At 66.6% G+C, this 15,898-nt stretch carries 14 protein-coding genes; 7 read left to right on the plus strand and 7 right to left on the minus strand.

Annotated elements, in window-relative coordinates:
- From wecB to fabG, 7 genes are all read right to left on the minus strand, one after another.
- A partial coding sequence (gene wecB / locus IPU70_RS32575; RefSeq protein WP_207474146.1) for a non-hydrolyzing UDP-N-acetylglucosamine 2-epimerase occupies window positions 1-1,118 on the minus strand: 1,118 nt, incomplete at its 3' end.
- A 147-nt stretch (window positions 1,119-1,265) separates the two neighbouring features.
- Window positions 1,266-2,093: an enoyl-CoA hydratase/isomerase family protein gene (locus IPU70_RS32580; RefSeq protein ID WP_207474160.1), complete on the minus strand. Its 828-nt coding sequence runs from the start codon at window positions 2,091-2,093 to the stop codon at window positions 1,266-1,268.
- Window positions 2,094-2,156: 63 nt separating this feature from the next.
- Window positions 2,157-3,287 (minus strand): CaiB/BaiF CoA-transferase family protein, encoded by a 1,131-nt coding sequence (locus IPU70_RS32585; RefSeq protein ID WP_207474162.1) that lies wholly within the window; start codon window positions 3,285-3,287, stop codon window positions 2,157-2,159.
- Between the two features lie 31 nt (window positions 3,288-3,318).
- Complete coding sequence (locus tag IPU70_RS32590; protein ID WP_207474167.1) at window positions 3,319-4,056, minus strand: IclR family transcriptional regulator; 738 nt, start codon at window positions 4,054-4,056, stop codon at window positions 3,319-3,321.
- Window positions 4,057-4,105: 49 nt separating this feature from the next.
- Window positions 4,106-5,260: an acyl-CoA dehydrogenase family protein gene (locus tag IPU70_RS32595; protein WP_207474175.1), complete on the minus strand. Its 1,155-nt coding sequence runs from the start codon at window positions 5,258-5,260 to the stop codon at window positions 4,106-4,108.
- A 45-nt stretch (window positions 5,261-5,305) separates the two neighbouring features.
- On the minus strand, window positions 5,306-7,435 hold the full coding sequence (locus IPU70_RS32600) for an acetate--CoA ligase family protein (protein WP_207474178.1): 2,130 nt from the start codon (window positions 7,433-7,435) through the stop codon (window positions 5,306-5,308).
- Between the two features lie 121 nt (window positions 7,436-7,556).
- Window positions 7,557-8,309, minus strand: coding sequence for a 3-oxoacyl-ACP reductase FabG (gene fabG / locus IPU70_RS32605; protein ID WP_207474179.1), 753 nt, complete (start codon window positions 8,307-8,309; stop codon window positions 7,557-7,559).
- A gap of 226 nt (window positions 8,310-8,535) precedes the next feature.
- Between fabG and IPU70_RS32610 the strand changes: the two genes are divergently transcribed.
- The 7 genes from IPU70_RS32610 to IPU70_RS32640 all read left to right on the plus strand — a co-directional run bounded on the left by IPU70_RS32610 (window position 8,536) and on the right by IPU70_RS32640 (window position 15,803).
- On the plus strand, window positions 8,536-9,501 hold the full coding sequence (locus tag IPU70_RS32610; protein ID WP_013392375.1) for a tripartite tricarboxylate transporter substrate binding protein: 966 nt from the start codon (window positions 8,536-8,538) through the stop codon (window positions 9,499-9,501).
- An 81-nt stretch (window positions 9,502-9,582) separates the two neighbouring features.
- Window positions 9,583-10,566 carry a tripartite tricarboxylate transporter substrate binding protein gene (locus IPU70_RS32615; protein ID WP_207474182.1) on the plus strand — a complete coding sequence of 328 codons (984 nt, stop codon included), beginning with the start codon at window positions 9,583-9,585 and terminating at the stop codon, window positions 10,564-10,566.
- A gap of 51 nt (window positions 10,567-10,617) precedes the next feature.
- On the plus strand, window positions 10,618-11,478 hold the full coding sequence (locus tag IPU70_RS32620) for a MaoC/PaaZ C-terminal domain-containing protein (RefSeq protein WP_207474184.1): 861 nt from the start codon (window positions 10,618-10,620) through the stop codon (window positions 11,476-11,478).
- Between the two features lie 18 nt (window positions 11,479-11,496).
- Entirely contained in the window at window positions 11,497-13,026 is a 1,530-nt protein-coding gene (locus IPU70_RS32625) for an AMP-binding protein (RefSeq protein ID WP_207474186.1), read from the plus strand.
- Between the two features lie 29 nt (window positions 13,027-13,055).
- Window positions 13,056-14,195, plus strand: coding sequence for an acyl-CoA dehydrogenase family protein (locus IPU70_RS32630; protein WP_013392379.1), 1,140 nt, complete (start codon window positions 13,056-13,058; stop codon window positions 14,193-14,195).
- Window positions 14,196-14,232: 37 nt separating this feature from the next.
- The gene (locus IPU70_RS32635; protein WP_207474188.1) at window positions 14,233-15,390 is read left to right on the plus strand and encodes an acetyl-CoA acetyltransferase; all 1,158 of its coding nucleotides are present in this window, start codon (window positions 14,233-14,235) and stop codon (window positions 15,388-15,390) included.
- 2 nt (window positions 15,391-15,392) lie between these two features.
- Complete coding sequence (locus tag IPU70_RS32640; protein WP_013392381.1) at window positions 15,393-15,803, plus strand: Zn-ribbon domain-containing OB-fold protein; 411 nt, start codon at window positions 15,393-15,395, stop codon at window positions 15,801-15,803.
- The last annotated feature ends 95 nt before the right edge of the window (window positions 15,804-15,898 follow it).

A 15,898-nucleotide genomic window follows, 5' to 3' on the forward strand; every position in this document is an offset into this window, starting at 1 on the left:
GCGACGGCGCGGCCGCAGAGCGCGTCGACGATGCGCTGGCTGGCGAAGCCGTCGCCATAGGGATTGATGCGGCGCGAGAAAGCGGCGTGCAGTTCAGGGTGGTCGAGCAGGCGGTTCACTTCGGCCAGGATGCGCTGCGTGTCGGTGCCGACCAGCGTCACGGTGCCGGCCTGCACGGCTTCCGGGCGCTCGGTGACGTCGCGCATCACCAGCACCGGCTTGCCCAGGTAGGGCGCTTCTTCCTGCACGCCGCCCGAGTCGGTCAGGATCAGATAGGCGCGTTGCATGAACCAGACGAAGTCCAGGTAATCCAGCGGGGCGATCAGGTGCACGCGCGACAGGCCGTCCAGTTGCGCCATCACCACGTTGCGCACCTGCGGATTCAGGTGCACGGGGTAGACGATCTGCAGATCCTCGCGTCGCGCCAGTTCGGCCAGGGCGGCGCAGATATGCCGGAAGCCATCGCCGAAGCTCTCGCGCCGGTGTCCGGTGACCAGCAGCAGGCGGCGCTGCGGATCCAGCCAGCCGTAGCGCGCAGCCAGCTGCTGCGCCAGCGCGCCCTCGGGGGCGAGCTTGCCGCAGGTCAGGGCCAGCGCGTCGATCACGGTATTGCCGGTGACCGTGATGCGCCCCGACAGGTTTTCGCGCAGCAGGTTGGCGCGCGATTGCGCCGTGGGCGCGAACAGCCAGTCGCCCACTGCATCGACCACGCGGCGGTTCATTTCCTCGGGGAAGGGCTTGGCCAGATCGCCGGTGCGCAGGCCGGCTTCGACGTGGCCGATGCGCGCGCGGCGGTGGAACGAGGCCAGCGCGCAGGCCGATGCGGTGCTGGTGTCGCCATGGACGAGCACGCAATCGGGCTGCTCCGCTTCCAGCACGCTGTCCACCCGGCTGATCAGCCGCGCATACAGGCCATTGAGCGTCTGGTTGGGCACCATGATGTCCAGGTCGTGCTGCGCCCGCAGATCGAACAAGGCCATCACCTGATCCAGCATCTCGCGATGCTGGCCCGTCACGCAGACGACGCTCTGGATCCGGGGTTCGCCTTGCAGCGCGGCCACCAGGGGCGCCATCTTGATCGCTTCGGGACGGGTCCCGAATATGGAAAGGACTTTCATCGCAAGAGCGGGCCCCCTACGCCGGTGGCATTTTCTTGCGTAGATTATGGATTGAAAGTAATCGTAATATGTGACGGTTTATTTCATAAGGGGGCGGTTGTCGGCGAATTTGGGGACAATCTGTTGCTTTCGCGCGATGGCGATGGTCTATCCGGCCTCATTCGCCGGCCATTGGAAGCGCTGCGCCACCTTGTCCATGTAACGGCCTGCCGCCTCGCGGTGGTATTCGGTGGAACGGGCCACGCCCTGGCCGGCAGCCTCCAGGTCCAGCATCGCGTTCAGGTCGCTGTTGAGCGACGCGTTGAAGCCGCGCTTGGTGATCGCCAGCGCCGCCATGGGCAGTTCGGCCATGGACAGCGCGATCTGCCGCGCGCGCTCGTGGATCCGTTCCTGCGGCTGGATCTCGAACACGATGCCCATCTCCTTCGCTTCCCCGGCCTGGAATTCGCGCGTGGAGAAGGCCAGTTCCTTGGCGCGTTGCAGGCCCACCATGCGCGGCAGGGTGTACATGGTGGCGCAGTCGGGGATGGCGCCCAGCCGCAGGAAGGACAGGCAGAAGCGCGCCCGCGGCGAGGCCAGGATCAGGTCGGCGGTCAGGGCCAGGCCCAGCCCGGCGCCATAGGCCGGGCCATCGACCGCCGCGATCACCGGCCGGTCCAGCGTGATCAGGCCTTCTATCGTCTGCAGCAGGCCGGCCATGCGTTGGTGCGCTTCTTCGGCGGAACCGCCGGAGCCCATGGTGGAGATGTCGCCGCCCGAGCAGAAGGCGCCGCCGGCGCCGGCCAGGATCACGACGCGCACGCCGCGGTCGCGCCGGATCTGGCCCACCAGATGGGCCAGCTCTTCGCGCATGACCATGTCCAGCGCGTTGCGCCGGGTGGGACGGTTCAGGGTGATGGTGGCGACGCCGCCTTCGACGGTGTAGAGCAGGGTCTTGAACTCGCTAGAGATGACTTGCATCGTATCGGTCTCCATGTCTGCCATTCCATGATGGCCAGGCCGCGCCATGCCGGCCTGGCCGCAAGTTTTCGCGGGCCGTCAGGCGATGGCGCCACGCTCGCGCAAGGCCTGGATCTCGGCTTGCGCCAGGCCCAATTCCGCCAGCAGTTCTTCCGTGTGGGCGCCGGGTGTGGGAACGGCACCGGCCTGTCCCGGCGTGCGCGAAAGGCGCGGCGCGGGGGCGGGATGCACGATGCCGCCGGTTTCGATGAAGCTGCCGCGCGCCTGATGGTGGGGATGCCGTGGCGCTTCCTCGAAGTCGAGCACTGGCGCGAAGCAGGCGTCGGTGCCTTCGAGCAGCGCGCACCATTGCGCGCGGGTCTTGCCGGCAATGATGCCGGCCAGCTTGGCGCGCAGTTGCGGCCATTGCGCGCGCTCCCATTGCTGCTGGAAGTCCGGGTCGTCGATGCCGCAGCGCTCCAGCAGCAGGCGGTAGAACTGCGGCTCGATCGCGCCGATGGAAACGTACTTGCCATCCGCGCAGGCGTAGCAGCCGTAGAAGTGGGCGCCGCCGTCCAGCATGTTGGCCTGTCGCTGGTTGACCCAGCTACCGTCTTGCAGCTTGCCGTGGTAGGCGCTGGCCAGCAGGGAGGCGCCGTCGCAGATGGCCGCGTCCACCACTTGGCCCCGGCCCGTGCGGCCGGCCTCGAGCAGGCCGCAAAGCACGCCGAAGGCCAGCATCATGGCGCCGCCGCCCATGTCGCCGACCAGATGCAGCGGTGGCGCCGGCGGCAGCCCGGCATGTCCCATGGCGTGCAGCGCGCCAGTGATGGCGATGTAGTTCAAATCATGGCCGGCCGCCTGCGCCAGCGGGCCGCCCTGGCCCCAGCCCGTCATGCGCCCGTAAACCAGCCGCGGATTGCGCGCGAGGCATTCCTCGGGCCCCAGGCCCAGCCTTTCCATGACGCCCGGGCGGAAGCCTTCCAGCAAGGCGTCGGCCTTGTCCAGCAGCCGCAGCACGATGTCGGTCGCCCCGGGTTGCTTGAGGTCCAGCGCGATCGTGCGGCGGCCCCGGTCGATGAGGGTGCCGCCGCCGCCCAGGAATCCGGGCGCCAGCCGGTCGATGCGGATCACGTCCGCGCCCATGTCCGCCAACATCATGGCGCAGAAGGGCCCGGGCCCTATGCCGGCCATTTCCACCACCGTAAATCCGCTCAGGGGACCAGCCATGTCTATCGCCACTCCATGATGTATCGGGTGTTCAGGATTCGAAGAACTCGGCGCGCGCGTCCAGGATGATCTGGATGTACTGCTCCATGTTGGCGTCCATGCGGTGGGTCGGGCCGACGATGGAAAGGGCGGTCAGCTGCCCGCCCACGCGCCCCGCAATGCCGACGGCCGACACGCCTTCATTGCCTTCGTCGCGGCTGTTGAAGTAGTGCTTGGGCAGCTGCGATTCGATCTGCGCGCGCAAGGTGTCGGGGTTGGTGATTGTGTTGGCCGTGACGTGTTCGAACGACAGCGTATCGATGAGCGCATTGCGTTCCGCCGCGTCCATTTCGCCCAGCAGGGCCTTGCCCAATGCTGCAGCCTGCAGGTCGAAGGTGGTGCCGGCCTTCACCACGTAGCGCAAGGCGCGCGGGCTTTCCTGGCTGGCGTAGATCTTCACCTTGTTGCCGTCGAGCAAGCCGCACATCGACGATTCGCCGGACTGGCGCGTCAGGATCTCCAGCGCTTCCGAAGCGAAGGACTGCAGCGGGTCGGCCGCCGAGATGCCCTGGGCCACGTCGAGCAGCCTGCCGGTCGGATGGAAGTAGCGCGATTTCGGCGTGCGCAGCAGATAGCCCGCCTGACGCAACGTGTAGAGCAGGTCCGAGCAGCTGCTGTCGGCCAGATCGAGAAAGCGCGCCATTTCCGAATTCGTCAGGGGACGGCGTTCCCGCGCATAGACTTCGAAGACTTGCAGTACACGCTGTGCGGTAGGGAGGATTTGCGGCATAGGATGTCGGAGTTGAGTAGGAAGCCGGCCCGGGCGGTTGCGTAATCGGTCATTTCAACGCGGAAATGCCCAGCACGCTCTGTGCCATAAGCAGGGCCTGGATCTGGTTGGTGCCTTCGGCAATGCTCAGGTGGCGGGCGTCGCGGTAGTAGCGCTCGACGGGAAACAGCGTGGTGTAGCCCGCACCGCCATGCACCTGCATGGACAGTTCCGCCACGCGCAGCACGGCGTCGGTGGCGTGGCGCTTGGCCACCGAACATAGCATCTGGCTGTCGGCGGCGTTGCGGTCCAGCGCGTCGGCGGCGCGCCAGCACAGCAGGCGCGAGGTTTCGACCAGCGTCATCATGTCGGCGATCATATGCTGCACCAGCTGGAAGCCGCCGATGGGCCGGCCGAACTGGACCCGGTCGCCGGCGTATTTTACCGCCGCCTCATAGGCCGCCTCGGCAATGCCCAGCGCCGAGAACGCCACCACGCAGCGGCCGATATTGAGGTATTTCTTGGCCAGCGCGAAACCCTTGCCCTCGGTGCCGATCAGGTTGGCCGCGGGGATCTCCACGTCTTCGAACAGTAATTCGCCCAGCGGGCAGCTCAGCATGCCCATCTTGTCGATGGGACTGGACGAGAAGCCCGACATGGCGCGCTCGAACAGCAGGCAGGACACGCCCCGTTCGCCGCTATGACGCTGGGTCTGCACGAACACCACGCCCAGCTCGCACACCGTGCCCAGGCTGATGTAGAGCTTGCGGCCATTGACGCGCCAGCCAGTGGCGGTTTCCATCGCGCGCGTTTCGACATTGGCGGCGTCGGAGCCGATGTTGGGTTCGCTGAGCGCGAAGCTGGCGATCGCCTCGCCCGAGAGGACGCGCGGCAGGTACTTTTCCTTGAGATAGGGCGAGCCGCCGTCGCTCAGCACCGAGGCGGCCAGATTGCTGGTGCTGACGATGCTGCGCAGCGACGGCCAGACGCGCGCCAGCTCGGCTATCAGCATGCCGTAGGTCGTCATCGGCAAGCCATAGCCGCCGTCCTTTTCCTGCAGCATGCCGCCCAACAGGCCGAAGTCGCGCATGGCGCTGACCATTTCCTGCGGCACCACGCGGGCTTCGGCCTCGTAGCGGTTGACGATGGGCGCGACTTCGGCCGTCAGGTAGCGGCGCAGCGAGTCGCGCAATTCGATCTGGGTGGAATCCAGTGAGAAGTCCATGCGAGTCCTAGGCGGATAGGGTCGATGAGAGAAGTCCAGCGGCGGTCATGGCCGGCGCTGCATCAGGCCGGGCTCCGCGTCGGGGCGCAGACCGATCAGCGCGTCCAACGGCGTCGCGCCTTGCCCCTCGGCGCCGACCCAGACCGGGTTTAGCTCCAATTCCTGCAAGGCGTCGCGGTGGCTCCAGGCGAAGTCCGAGACCCGCAGGATCAGGTCTTCCAGCGCGGCGAGATCGGCTGGCGGCTGGCCGCGCACCCCGTCCAGCACTTCGGCGTAGCGGATCTCGCGCAGCAGCGCGCGTGCATCGTCGCGCGACAGCGGCACCATGCGGTGGGCCACGTCGCGGATGGTCTCGACGAAGATGCCGCCCAGGCCGAAGGTCAGCACCAGGCCGAAGGCCGCGTCGCGATGCACGCCGACCAGCACCTCGCGGCCACCCGGCGGCAGCATGCGCTCCACCAGGATGCCGTCGATGATGGCGTCCGGACTATGGCGCGCGACCGACTCATGGATGGTCGCGTAGGCCTCGCGCGCCGCGTCGGCGCTGGCGATGCCCAGCTTGACGCCGCCCGCTTCCGTCTTGTGCGCGATCTGCGCGCTGACCACTTTCATCACCACGGGAAAGCCCAGGCGCTCGGCCTCGCGGGCCGCCTGCCCGGCGCTGGCGACCACCAGCCCTTCGGGTATCGGCAGGCCGGCTTCGCGCAGCAAGGATTTGGCCGCGGCTTCGCTGAGCATGCGGGCCTGGCCGGCCGTGCCTTGCTCGTGGCGGGGCGCTGCAGCGGTCACGCCTTCGGGCCGCTGCCACGGTATGGCCTTGGACAGGGCCGCGATCGCGTCCGACAAGGACAGGAAGGGCAGCAGGCCGGCGGTTTCCAGCAACTGGAAGCCGCCGCCCAGGCGCCGGCTCATCCAGACCGGCACGATCAGGGTGTCGGTTTCGGCCGCCACCGTGGCGATGGCCTGCGCCATGCCGTCCGTGATGCCGCCGTAGTCCATGGGGATGGGGAACAGCACCGTGCCCAGCGCCGGGTCGGCGCATATCGCGCGCAGGCAGGCGGCCGAGGCCTCGGGGTTGCGCAGGATGTCGGCCGTGGTGTCGACCGGATTGTCCATGCTGGCGAAATCCGGCAGCAGTTTGCGCAGGGCGGCCTTGGTCTCGGGCGCGAACACCGCCATCGGCAGGCCGGCAGCGCCGGCAATGTCGGCGGCCAGCGCGGCGGTGCCGCCCGAGAAGGTATAGATGCACAGCCCGTTGCCGCTCTTGGGGGTAATGCGCGTCAGCAGGCGCGAGACCGCCAGCAGTTGGTCCAGGTCGTCGACTTCAATCGCGCCGAACTGGCGGAACACGGCGCTGTTGACGGCGGCCGTGCCGGCCACCGATGCCGTGTGCGACTGCGCGGCGCGCACGCCGGCTTCGGAACGCCCCACTTTCAGCACCACTACCGGCTTGTTGCGGGTGCGCGCCAGCTCCAGCGCGGCGGTCAGGCGCCTGCCATTTTTCACGCCTTCCATCAACAAGGCGATCACGCTGGTTTTCGGATCGTTCGCCATGTGGGCGATGAAGTCCGGAATCTCCAGGTCGACCTCGTTGCCAGCGGAAAACCACAGGCCCACGCCCTGGCCGAAGGACAGGCCCTGCAGCAGGTTGCGCCCCAGTCCGCCGCCCTGGGTCGCCAGACCGATGGAACCGCTGTTCAGATCGTCCTTGAAGGCGGGCGAGAAGGTCATGCCCAGGCGGTCGCGCACATTGACGAAGCCAGGACAGTTCGGCCCGTACACATGCAGGCCGGTGGTCTCGCACAGCTGGGCGATCTCGCGCTCCAGGCGCTGGCCTTCCTCGCCGGCTTCCGAGAAGCCGGAAGTCATGACCACCGCGAACGGAATTCCGCGCGCCGCGCATTGCCGCAGGGAATCCAACACCAGCGAGGCGTTGATCATGATCAGAGCCACATCGATCTCGGCCTCGGGCAAGGCGCTGATGGACGGCCAGCAGCGCCGGCCGCCGATCTCCTGATAGGCCGGATTGACCGCGTACACCTCGCCCGGCACCGACGAATGCAGCACCAGGTTGTCGTACAGGCGGCGTCCCTGGCTGGATTCGCGGGCGGAGGCCCCGACCACGGCGATATTGCGCGGATTGGTGAAGCGGGTCAGGTCTGCGAACGGTTTCATGGCGCGGCCGGCGGACTCGAAGGGGTGGCCGAGCTTCAGCGGTTGCCGGGCTGGAGGCGGAAAGGGGCTGGCTGGGCTTGAGCTTTGCATGGCTGAACGGATTCCAGAGTGGAGGGGCGTCTTACGAAGCGTAGCGGCCGCCGGTCACGTGCAGCAGTTCGCCCGTGATGAAGGAAGACCGCGCGGATGCCAGGAAGGCTACGGCGTTGGCGATGTCCTCGACCGCGCCCAGGCGCGGCACCGGCTGGCGCGCCAGCGCGTTGGTGCGCAGGGTCTCGTAGGTGGACAGGCCGCGCACCAGCGGTGTTTCGATCAGGCCCGGCGCGATGGCGTTGGCGGTGATGTTGAACTTGCCCTGTTCCAGCGCCAGCGCGCGGGTGAAGCCGATCAGGCCGGCCTTGGCAGCCGAGTAGTTGGTCTGGCCGGGATTGCCCCAGTGCGCGCGCGAAGCGATGTTGATCACGCGGCCCCACTTTCTTTCCATCATGGAGGGCAGGGCGGCCTTGGTGCAGTAGTAAGCGCCCTTGAGGATGGTGTCGACCACCGAATCCCAATCTTCCACCGGCATCTTGAGCAGGTATTTGTCGCGGGTGAAGCCGGCGTTGTTGACCAGGATGTCGATGCCGCCGAACTTGTGTGCGGCCAGTTCGGCCATGGTCTGGACCTGCTCGGGATCGCAGACGTCGAGCACGGCGCCGACGGCGTCGTGGCCGGCCTGCTTCAGGCTGCCGACCGCCTGTTCCACCGATTCGGGGTTGATGTCGGTAATGACGATGCGGGCGCCTTCCTGTGCCAGGGCCAGCGCCGACGCATAGCCGATGCCGCGGCCGGAACCCGTGATAACAGCGACTTTACCGGTGAGTTGCAGGTCCATCTTCATTCCCCTTCTGTAGCTGATGGTGCAAGGCGCCCTAGGCCGAAATCCGATATCTCGGGTAATGCGCCAAGCAGGTTTGAGTTTATTCCGAGGTCCCGAACGAATATACACATCATCGGAAATGTTGACAATTGATATCGGCAGATCGTTATACTGTTCGGCATGTCGGAATAAGTTGGCCCGGCATTCCCATATCTCTAAAAAAACGGAAGGAGATCGACTCATGGCAATGTTGAAGGGATTGTTGGCCGCGGTATTGAGCCTGGCTGCCGTAGGCGCAGCCAGCGGGGCCGACGCTTATCCGGACAAGCCGGTGCGGGTGTACGTGGGCTTCGCGCCCGGCGGCGCCACCGACCTGCTTGCCCGCCTGTACGCCAAAAAGCTCGGCGAACGTTTCAACCAGACTTTCATCGTGGAAAACCGCCCGGGCGCCGGCGGCAATATCGCGATCCAGGCGCTGACGCAGGCCCCTGCCGACGGCTACACCATCGCCATGGCGGCCAACTACGTGGCGGCCAACGCCGCCATGAAGCGCAACCCCTACGACTGGGAGCGCGACCTGATGCCCATCGGCATGGTGGCGTCCACGCCGAACATTCTGGTGGTGCCGCCCGGCTCCAACATCCAGGGCGTCGACGACCTGATCCGCAAGGCCAAGGCGGGCGGCAACAAGCTGACCTTCGCCTCGGCCGGCATGGGCTCGTCCATCCATCTGGCGGGCGAGTTGTTCAAGGTCATGGCCGGGGTCGACATGACCCATGTGCCCTACAAGGGCGTGTCGCCGGCGGAGGTGGACCTGATGTCGGGCACGGTCGACATGATGTTCGGCAGCGTCTCCACCGCGATTCCGCTGGTGCAGTCCAAGAAGCTGAAGGCGCTGGCCGTGACCGGGCGCGAACGCATGAAAGCGATGCCGGACCTGCCCACCATCGAGGAGGCCGGACTCAAGGGCTACGACGTGGAAGCGGTGTACTTCATGGCCGCGCCCGGCAAGGTGCCGGCGCCGGTGCTGAAGACCTTGGCTGAAGCCGTGGCCGACATCAACAAGCAGCCCGATGTGCAGGAGTTCATGGACCGGATCTACGCCCGGCCCCTGACCGGTGGCCCCGAAGAGGCCCGCGCCTTCCTGAAGTCCGAAGTGAAAAAGTGGCAGGGCGTGGTCGACGCCACCGGCATGAAGGTGGATTGACGCGGTAACGGGTCCGCACCGCGGATTCGCAACAGCGGGCGCCACAAGCCCGCGGGACACAAGACCAATCAGGAGACATACATGAACACACGCAGGCGAAACACGCTGGCAGTGCTGGCCAGCCTGATGACAGCGATGGCCTTGCCGCAGATGTCGCGCGCGGCCGATGGCTACCCGAACAAACCTCTGCGCCTGATCGCGCCCAGTTCGCCGGGCGGGATCCTGGACATCACCAGCCGCGTGATAGGCAAGAAATTGTCCGAGCGGCTGGGCCAGCCGGTGGTGGTGGAAAACATGGCTGGCGCGGCCGGCATCCTGGGCATGCAAGGCTTGCTGCGCGCCGAGCCCGACGGCTACACGATGGTCATGGGCAGCAGCGGGCCCAACGCGGTCAATTACACGCTGTACAGCAAACTGCCTTACGCCATGTCGGACTTCGCTCCGGTGATCCGCATCATCACCATGCCGAATGCGCTGGTGGTCAATGCCAATGCGCCGGTCAAGACGCTGGCGGAGTTCCGCGACTATGCCCGCAAGAAGCAAGGCAACCTGTCCATGGCCGTTTCCATGATCGGCACGTCGGGCCACCTGGGCGGCGAACTGCTGAAGAGCCGCCTGGATTTCACCGCGGTAACCGTGCCCTACAAGGGCGCGGCGCCGGCCACCAACGACCTGGTCGCCGGCCAGGTCGACTTCACGGTCGAGAACGTCATCACCGTGGCGCCGCTGGTCAAGGCGGGCAGGCTGCGGGCGCTGGCCGTCACCACCCGCGAACGCAGCCAGATCCTGCCCGACGTGCCGACGCTGGCCGAGCAAGGCTATCCCGATGTCGACGTCGGCGCCTGGCTGGGCGTGCTGGTCGCGGCGCGCACGCCGCCGGCCGTGGTGGCGCGCCTGAACACGGAACTCAACGCGGTCCTGGCAGATGAAGAGGTGAAGAAGCAGCTGGCGCAGCAGGGCGGCATTCCGCTGGGCGGCACGCCGGCAGAGTTCGACAGCTTCATCCGGTCGGAAAAGGACCGTTGGGAAAAAATCATCAAGGCCGCCGGCATCAAGGCGGAATGACCAACATGCCGGCGGCGCCGTGCCGCCGGCATGCACAGGGAGGCATGATCCATGGCAATCGATTATCAAAAGCTGCGCAACTGGAAGTTCGAGGACCGCGTCGACCGCTATAGCGCGCGCGACTGCATGATCTATGCGCTGGGACTGGGCTACGGCAGCGATCCGGCCGACGAAGCCGAGCTGCGCTACGTGCACGAGGACGGGACGGCCGTGGTGCCGACCTTCCTGGCCACCATCGGCGCGCCCAACGGCTGGGCGGCGGATCCGGCCACGGGCATAGACTGGGTCAAGATCCTGCACGGCGAGCACCGCATGACCTTCCATGCTCCGCTGGCCGCGGCCGGCGGAGTGCGCAGCCAGACTCGTGTCACGCGGGTGGTGGACAAGGGCGCCAGCAAGGGCGCGCTGGTAGTGACCGTGCGCGACATTTCCGACGCCGATAGCGGGGCGCCGCTGGCGACGGTGGAGCATGTGTCGTTCTGCCGCGCCGATGGCGGCTTCGGCCAGGGCGACGAAGCGCCCGAAGCCCTGCCGGCCACGCCGCAACGCGAGCCCGACCAGGTCGTGCTGCTGTCCACGCTGCCGCAGCAGGCCTTGCTCTATCGTCTGAACGGCGATCTCAATCCGGTGCATGCGCTGCCTCATATGGCGCAAGCGGCCGGCTTTGACCGGCCCATCCTGCATGGCCTTTGCACCTACGGCATGGCGGCGCGTGCCTTGCTGCAGGCTTGCGCTTCCTCGGCGCCGCAACGCCTGGGCGCCATCGCCGCGCGCTTTTCGGCGCCGGTCTTTCCGGGCGAGACGCTGCGCGTGGAGATCTGGCGCGACGGCGATAACCTGCAATTCCGCGCATTGGCCCACGAGCGCGGCACGGTGGTGCTGAGCCATGGCGTCGCCAGCCTGGCGCATTGAGCAAACTGGAGAGTCCTCATGTCCGCACTTGAAGACCATGCCCGGGAGATGCCCGGCCGCATCGCCTATCGCATGATTCCGTCCGGCACCACGGTGACCTGGCGCGAGCTGGAACTGCGCAGCCGCAAATGCGCGGCGGCCCTGCTGGACGCCGGCCTGCAGGCCGGCGATGTGATCGCGGTGTTCCTGGAAAACCATCCACGCTTCTTCGAACTGCTGTGGGCCGCGCACCGTATTGGCCTGTACTACACCACCATCAGCCGCCATCTCAAACGCGACGAGGCGCGCTACATCATCGACAACTGCGATGCGCGCGTGCTGTTCTACTCCGGCCACACACAGGCCGAAACGGATGCGGACAGCCTGGATGCGCGCGGCGTGCTGCGCGTCTGCATGGACGGCGCGGACGCCAGCGCGATCCAGTACGAGGCCTGGGTCGGGCGTTATGCCGATGACGTGGCCCTGCCGGAAACCCCGGAAGGCACGGACTTCCTGTATTCGTCCGGCACCACCGGCCTGCCCAAGGGCATCAAGCGTCCGCTGTCGGTGGCCAACCGCTACTTCCGCGTCGGCGATGCGCCCAGCAGCGCCTGGAAGGCCTTCGACCGCGACACGGTCTATCTGTCCACCGCGCCGTTCTATCACGCGGCCCCGGTGCGCTGGAACATGGCGGCGCTGCGCGCTGGCGGCAGCTGCGTCATGATGGAAAAATTCGACGCGGCCGCGGCGCTTGAAGCGATTGCCACCTACGGCGTCACGCATTCGCAATGGGTGCCGACCATGTTCATCCGCCTGCTGCGCCTGCCGCAGGAAGCGCGTGCGCGCCACGACCTGTCCACGCTGCGCTACGCGGTGCATGCGGCCGCGCCGTGCCCGGCCGACGTCAAGGAAGCCATGATCGCGTGGTGGGGGCCGATCCTGTACGAGTACTACAGCGGCACCGAACTGGTGGGACGCACCTCGCTGGGCTCCCATGAGTGGCTGGCGCACCGCGGCTCGGTCGGCCGGCCGGAGTTCGGCCAGGCGCACATCATGAGCGAGGATGGGTTGAACGAATTGCCCTTGGGCCAGCCCGGCGTCATCTACTTTTCGGGCGGCGGTTCCTTCGAATACCACAAGGATCCGGACAAGACGCGCGGCGCCTACAACGCGCGCGGCTGGGCCACCTATGGCGATATCGGCTACCTGGACCAGGACGGCTATCTGTACCTGACCGACCGCCTCTCCAACATGATCGTGTCAGGCGGGGTCAACATCTATCCCCAGGAAGCGGAGAACTTGCTGAGCACGCATCCGGCGGTGGCCGACGTGGCGGTGGTCGGCGTGCCGAACGCGGAGTTCGGCGAGGAGGTCAAGGCGGTCGTGCAATTGCGCGATCCCGCCGCTGCCAGCTCCGACCTGGCGCAGCAGCTGATCGCCTATTGCCGCGACCGGATCTCGCCCATCAAGTGCCCGAAGAGCGTGGATTTTTCCAGCGACATGCCGCGCACCGAGACCGGCAAGCTGCTCAAGCGCTTGGTCAAGCAGCGTTACTGGCCGCAAGCCTAGGCGGCCACCATGACAGATCAGGAGACGGCATGAACCAGCGGCGCAAGCTTTTCTCGGCGGAGCACGAACTGTTCCGCGACACGGTGGCGCGCTTCATCGCGGATGAGATCACACCCCACCACTACCAATGGGAACAGGAAGGCCTGGTACCGCGCGACTTATGGCGCAAGGCCGGCGCGGCCGGCATCCTGCTGCCCAGCACACCCGAGGAATACGGCGGGGGCGGCGGCGATTTCCTGCACACCATCATCGTGGTGGAGGAGATCGCCCGCGCGCTGGCCACCGGCGTCACCGGCTTCACCACCCATTCCGACATCGTCGCGCCCTATCTGCTGAACTTCGGCAGCGAGCGCCAGAAGCTGCGTGACCTGCCCGGCATGGCGCAAGGCGACATCGTGGCGTCCATCGCCATGACCGAGCCGGGCGCGGGCAGCGACGTCAAGGCCATCCGCACCGCAGCGGCCAAGGCGCAGGGCGGCTACGTCATCAACGGCCAGAAGACCTTCATTACCAACGGCTTCCATGCCGATCGCGTGCTGGTGGTGGCCAAGACCGATCCCGCCGCCGGCGCGCGCGGCATCAGCCTGTTCTGGGTCGACGCCGCGACGCCGGGATTCACGCGCGGCCGTCTCCTGGACAAGGTCGGGCAAAAGGCACAGGACACGGCTGAACTCTTTTTCCAGGACATGTTCGTGCCGGACGAGGACATGCTGGGCGAGCCAGGGCAGGGCTTCGGCTATCTGATGAAGGAACTGGTGCGCGAGCGCCTGATGATCGCGGTGCGCTGCGCCATGGCGCTGGAGAGCGCACTGCAATGGACGGTGGACTACACCAAGGACAGGCGCGCCTTCGACAAAGCCTTGATCGACAACCAGCACATCCGTTTCAAGCTGGCCGACATCAAGACCCTGGCCGCCGCCACCCGTGCCTTCGTCGACGGCTGCGTGCAACAGTACCTGGACGGCGAACTCGACGCCGGCGGCGCGGCGATGGCCAAGCTGTGGGCTTCCGAGGCCACCAGCGCCATCGATGACCTGCTGCAGTTCCACGGCGGCTACGGCTACATGCGCGAATACCCCATCGCCCGCGCCTACACCGACGTGCGGCCCAACCGGATTTACGGCGGCGCCTCGGAGGTCATGCGCGAGCTGATCGCCCGCACGCTTTGAACCTTCTTCTTCGACTTCGACAGGAACAGATCCCTACATGAGCAAGCATCTATCGAAATCGGTCGCCATCGTCGGCGCCGCCGAATCCGACCTGGGGAAAGTGCCCGGGATGACCTCGCTGGACCTGCAGGCGCAGGCAGCCGCCCGAGCGCTGCGCGATGCAGGCTTGAAGCTGCAGGACGTCGACGGCGTGTTCGCGCACGTGGATGACAAGTTCGCCGGCCTGCATCTGGCGGAATACCTGGGCATACGGCCGCGCTATGTCGATTCGACCAGCGTGGGCGGCATGTCCAGCGTGATGCACATCCGCCACGCCATGGCCGCCATCGAGGCCGGCATGTGCGAGGTGGCGCTGGTGGCCTACGGTAGCACCCAGCTGTCGGACGGCACGCGCAAGGTGGGCGGCACGCCCGAGGACATGCGCCTGCCGCGCGGCCAGTTCATCACGCCGTATGGGCAGCTGAGCCCCATCGGCTATTACGCGATGGTGGCGCAACTGCACATGCAGCGCTACGGCACCACTCACAAGGACCTGGCCGAAGTGGCGGTGGCGGCGCGCAAGTGGGCGCAACTCAACCCCAAGGCCTACCGCCGCGAGGACACCTCGATCGAGGAAGTCATGGCTTCCAAAATGATTGCCGATCCCTTGCGGCAGCGCGATTGCTGCCTGGTAACCGACGCCGGCGGCGCCGTCATCATCACCTCCGCCGCCCGCGCCCGCGAGCTCAAGCGGCCGCCGGTCTACGTGATGGGCATCGCCGAGTCCTTCTCGCACCATTACGCGCCCTTCAATACGGCGGACTGGCTGGACACCAATGTGGCGCAGACGGCCGACGCCGCGCTCGCCATGGCCGGCGTCACGCGCGCCGACATCGACGTGGTGCAGATCTATGACCACTTCACCATCGGCGTGATCCAGTCGCTGGAGGAGCTGGGCTTCTGCAAGCGCGGGGAGGGCGGGGCCTTCGTGGCGGACGGACGCCTGGCGCCGGGGGGCGATTTCCCCATCAATACCTCGGGCGGCGGCCTGTCCTATAACCACCCCGGCCAGTTCGGCATGCTGCTGCTGCTCGAGGCCGTGCATCAACTGCGCAAGGAATGCGGGGAACGCCAATTGCCTAAGGCCGAACTGGCCCTGGTACATGCGCCCGGCCTGGTATTTTCCTGCAACACCACCCTGATCCTCGGAGTCTGACCATGGACCAAGTTCAACGCCCGCTGCCGCAACCGACCCGGATCACCCAGCCGTACTGGGACGCGGCCAAGGAAAACCGCCTGGTCGTCCAGCAATGCGGTTGCTGCAAGACGCGCCAGTTCTACCCGCGCGAATTCTGCACGGCCTGCCTGTCCGACAGCATCGAATGGATCGAGTCCGCTGGCCAGGGAACCGTCTACACCTACACCATCAACCGGCGCCCGAGCAACGCGGCCCTGAGCGAAAAAGTGCCTTATGTCGTCGCCATGATCGACCTGGACGAAGGCGTGCGTATGATGGCCAACATTATCGACAGTCCGCCCGAGGCGGTCAGGATAGGCAGCCGGGTGCGGGTGTGTTTCGAGCGGGTGTCGGATGAGATCACCTTGCCGCAGTTCAGGCTGGAAGCCTGATTGCGCGGCGCGGGAACCGGGTGATTTGCCTTCCGCACAAAGAAAAAACCGGTCCGACTGGAAAGTCGGACCGGTTTTAGTCTTGCGTCTGCGGT

Source organism: Achromobacter sp. SD115 (assembly GCF_017355315.1).
GTDB classification, from domain to species: Bacteria; Pseudomonadota; Gammaproteobacteria; order Burkholderiales; family Burkholderiaceae_B; genus Achromobacter; species Achromobacter xylosoxidans_B.

Bases quoted from the DNA above. Each gene is read 5' to 3' on its own strand.
- IPU70_RS32580 (WP_207474160.1), bottom strand. From the start codon at position 2,093: ATGGAGACCGATACGATGCAAGTCATCTCTAGCGAGTTCAAGACCCTG.
- IPU70_RS32585 (WP_207474162.1), bottom strand. From the start codon at position 3,287: ATGGCTGGTCCCCTGAGCGGATTTACGGTGGTGGAAATGGCCGGCATA.
- IPU70_RS32590 (WP_207474167.1), bottom strand. From the start codon at position 4,056: ATGCCGCAAATCCTCCCTACCGCACAGCGTGTACTGCAAGTCTTCGAA.
- IPU70_RS32595 (WP_207474175.1), bottom strand. From the start codon at position 5,260: ATGGACTTCTCACTGGATTCCACCCAGATCGAATTGCGCGACTCGCTG.
- IPU70_RS32600 (WP_207474178.1), bottom strand. From the start codon at position 7,435: ATGAAACCGTTCGCAGACCTGACCCGCTTCACCAATCCGCGCAATATC.
- fabG (WP_207474179.1), bottom strand. From the start codon at position 8,309: ATGGACCTGCAACTCACCGGTAAAGTCGCTGTTATCACGGGTTCCGGC.
- IPU70_RS32610 (WP_013392375.1), top strand. From the start codon at position 8,536: ATGGCAATGTTGAAGGGATTGTTGGCCGCGGTATTGAGCCTGGCTGCC.
- IPU70_RS32615 (WP_207474182.1), top strand. From the start codon at position 9,583: ATGAACACACGCAGGCGAAACACGCTGGCAGTGCTGGCCAGCCTGATG.
- IPU70_RS32620 (WP_207474184.1), top strand. From the start codon at position 10,618: ATGGCAATCGATTATCAAAAGCTGCGCAACTGGAAGTTCGAGGACCGC.
- IPU70_RS32625 (WP_207474186.1), top strand. From the start codon at position 11,497: ATGTCCGCACTTGAAGACCATGCCCGGGAGATGCCCGGCCGCATCGCC.
- IPU70_RS32630 (WP_013392379.1), top strand. From the start codon at position 13,056: ATGAACCAGCGGCGCAAGCTTTTCTCGGCGGAGCACGAACTGTTCCGC.
- IPU70_RS32635 (WP_207474188.1), top strand. From the start codon at position 14,233: ATGAGCAAGCATCTATCGAAATCGGTCGCCATCGTCGGCGCCGCCGAA.
- IPU70_RS32640 (WP_013392381.1), top strand. From the start codon at position 15,393: ATGGACCAAGTTCAACGCCCGCTGCCGCAACCGACCCGGATCACCCAG.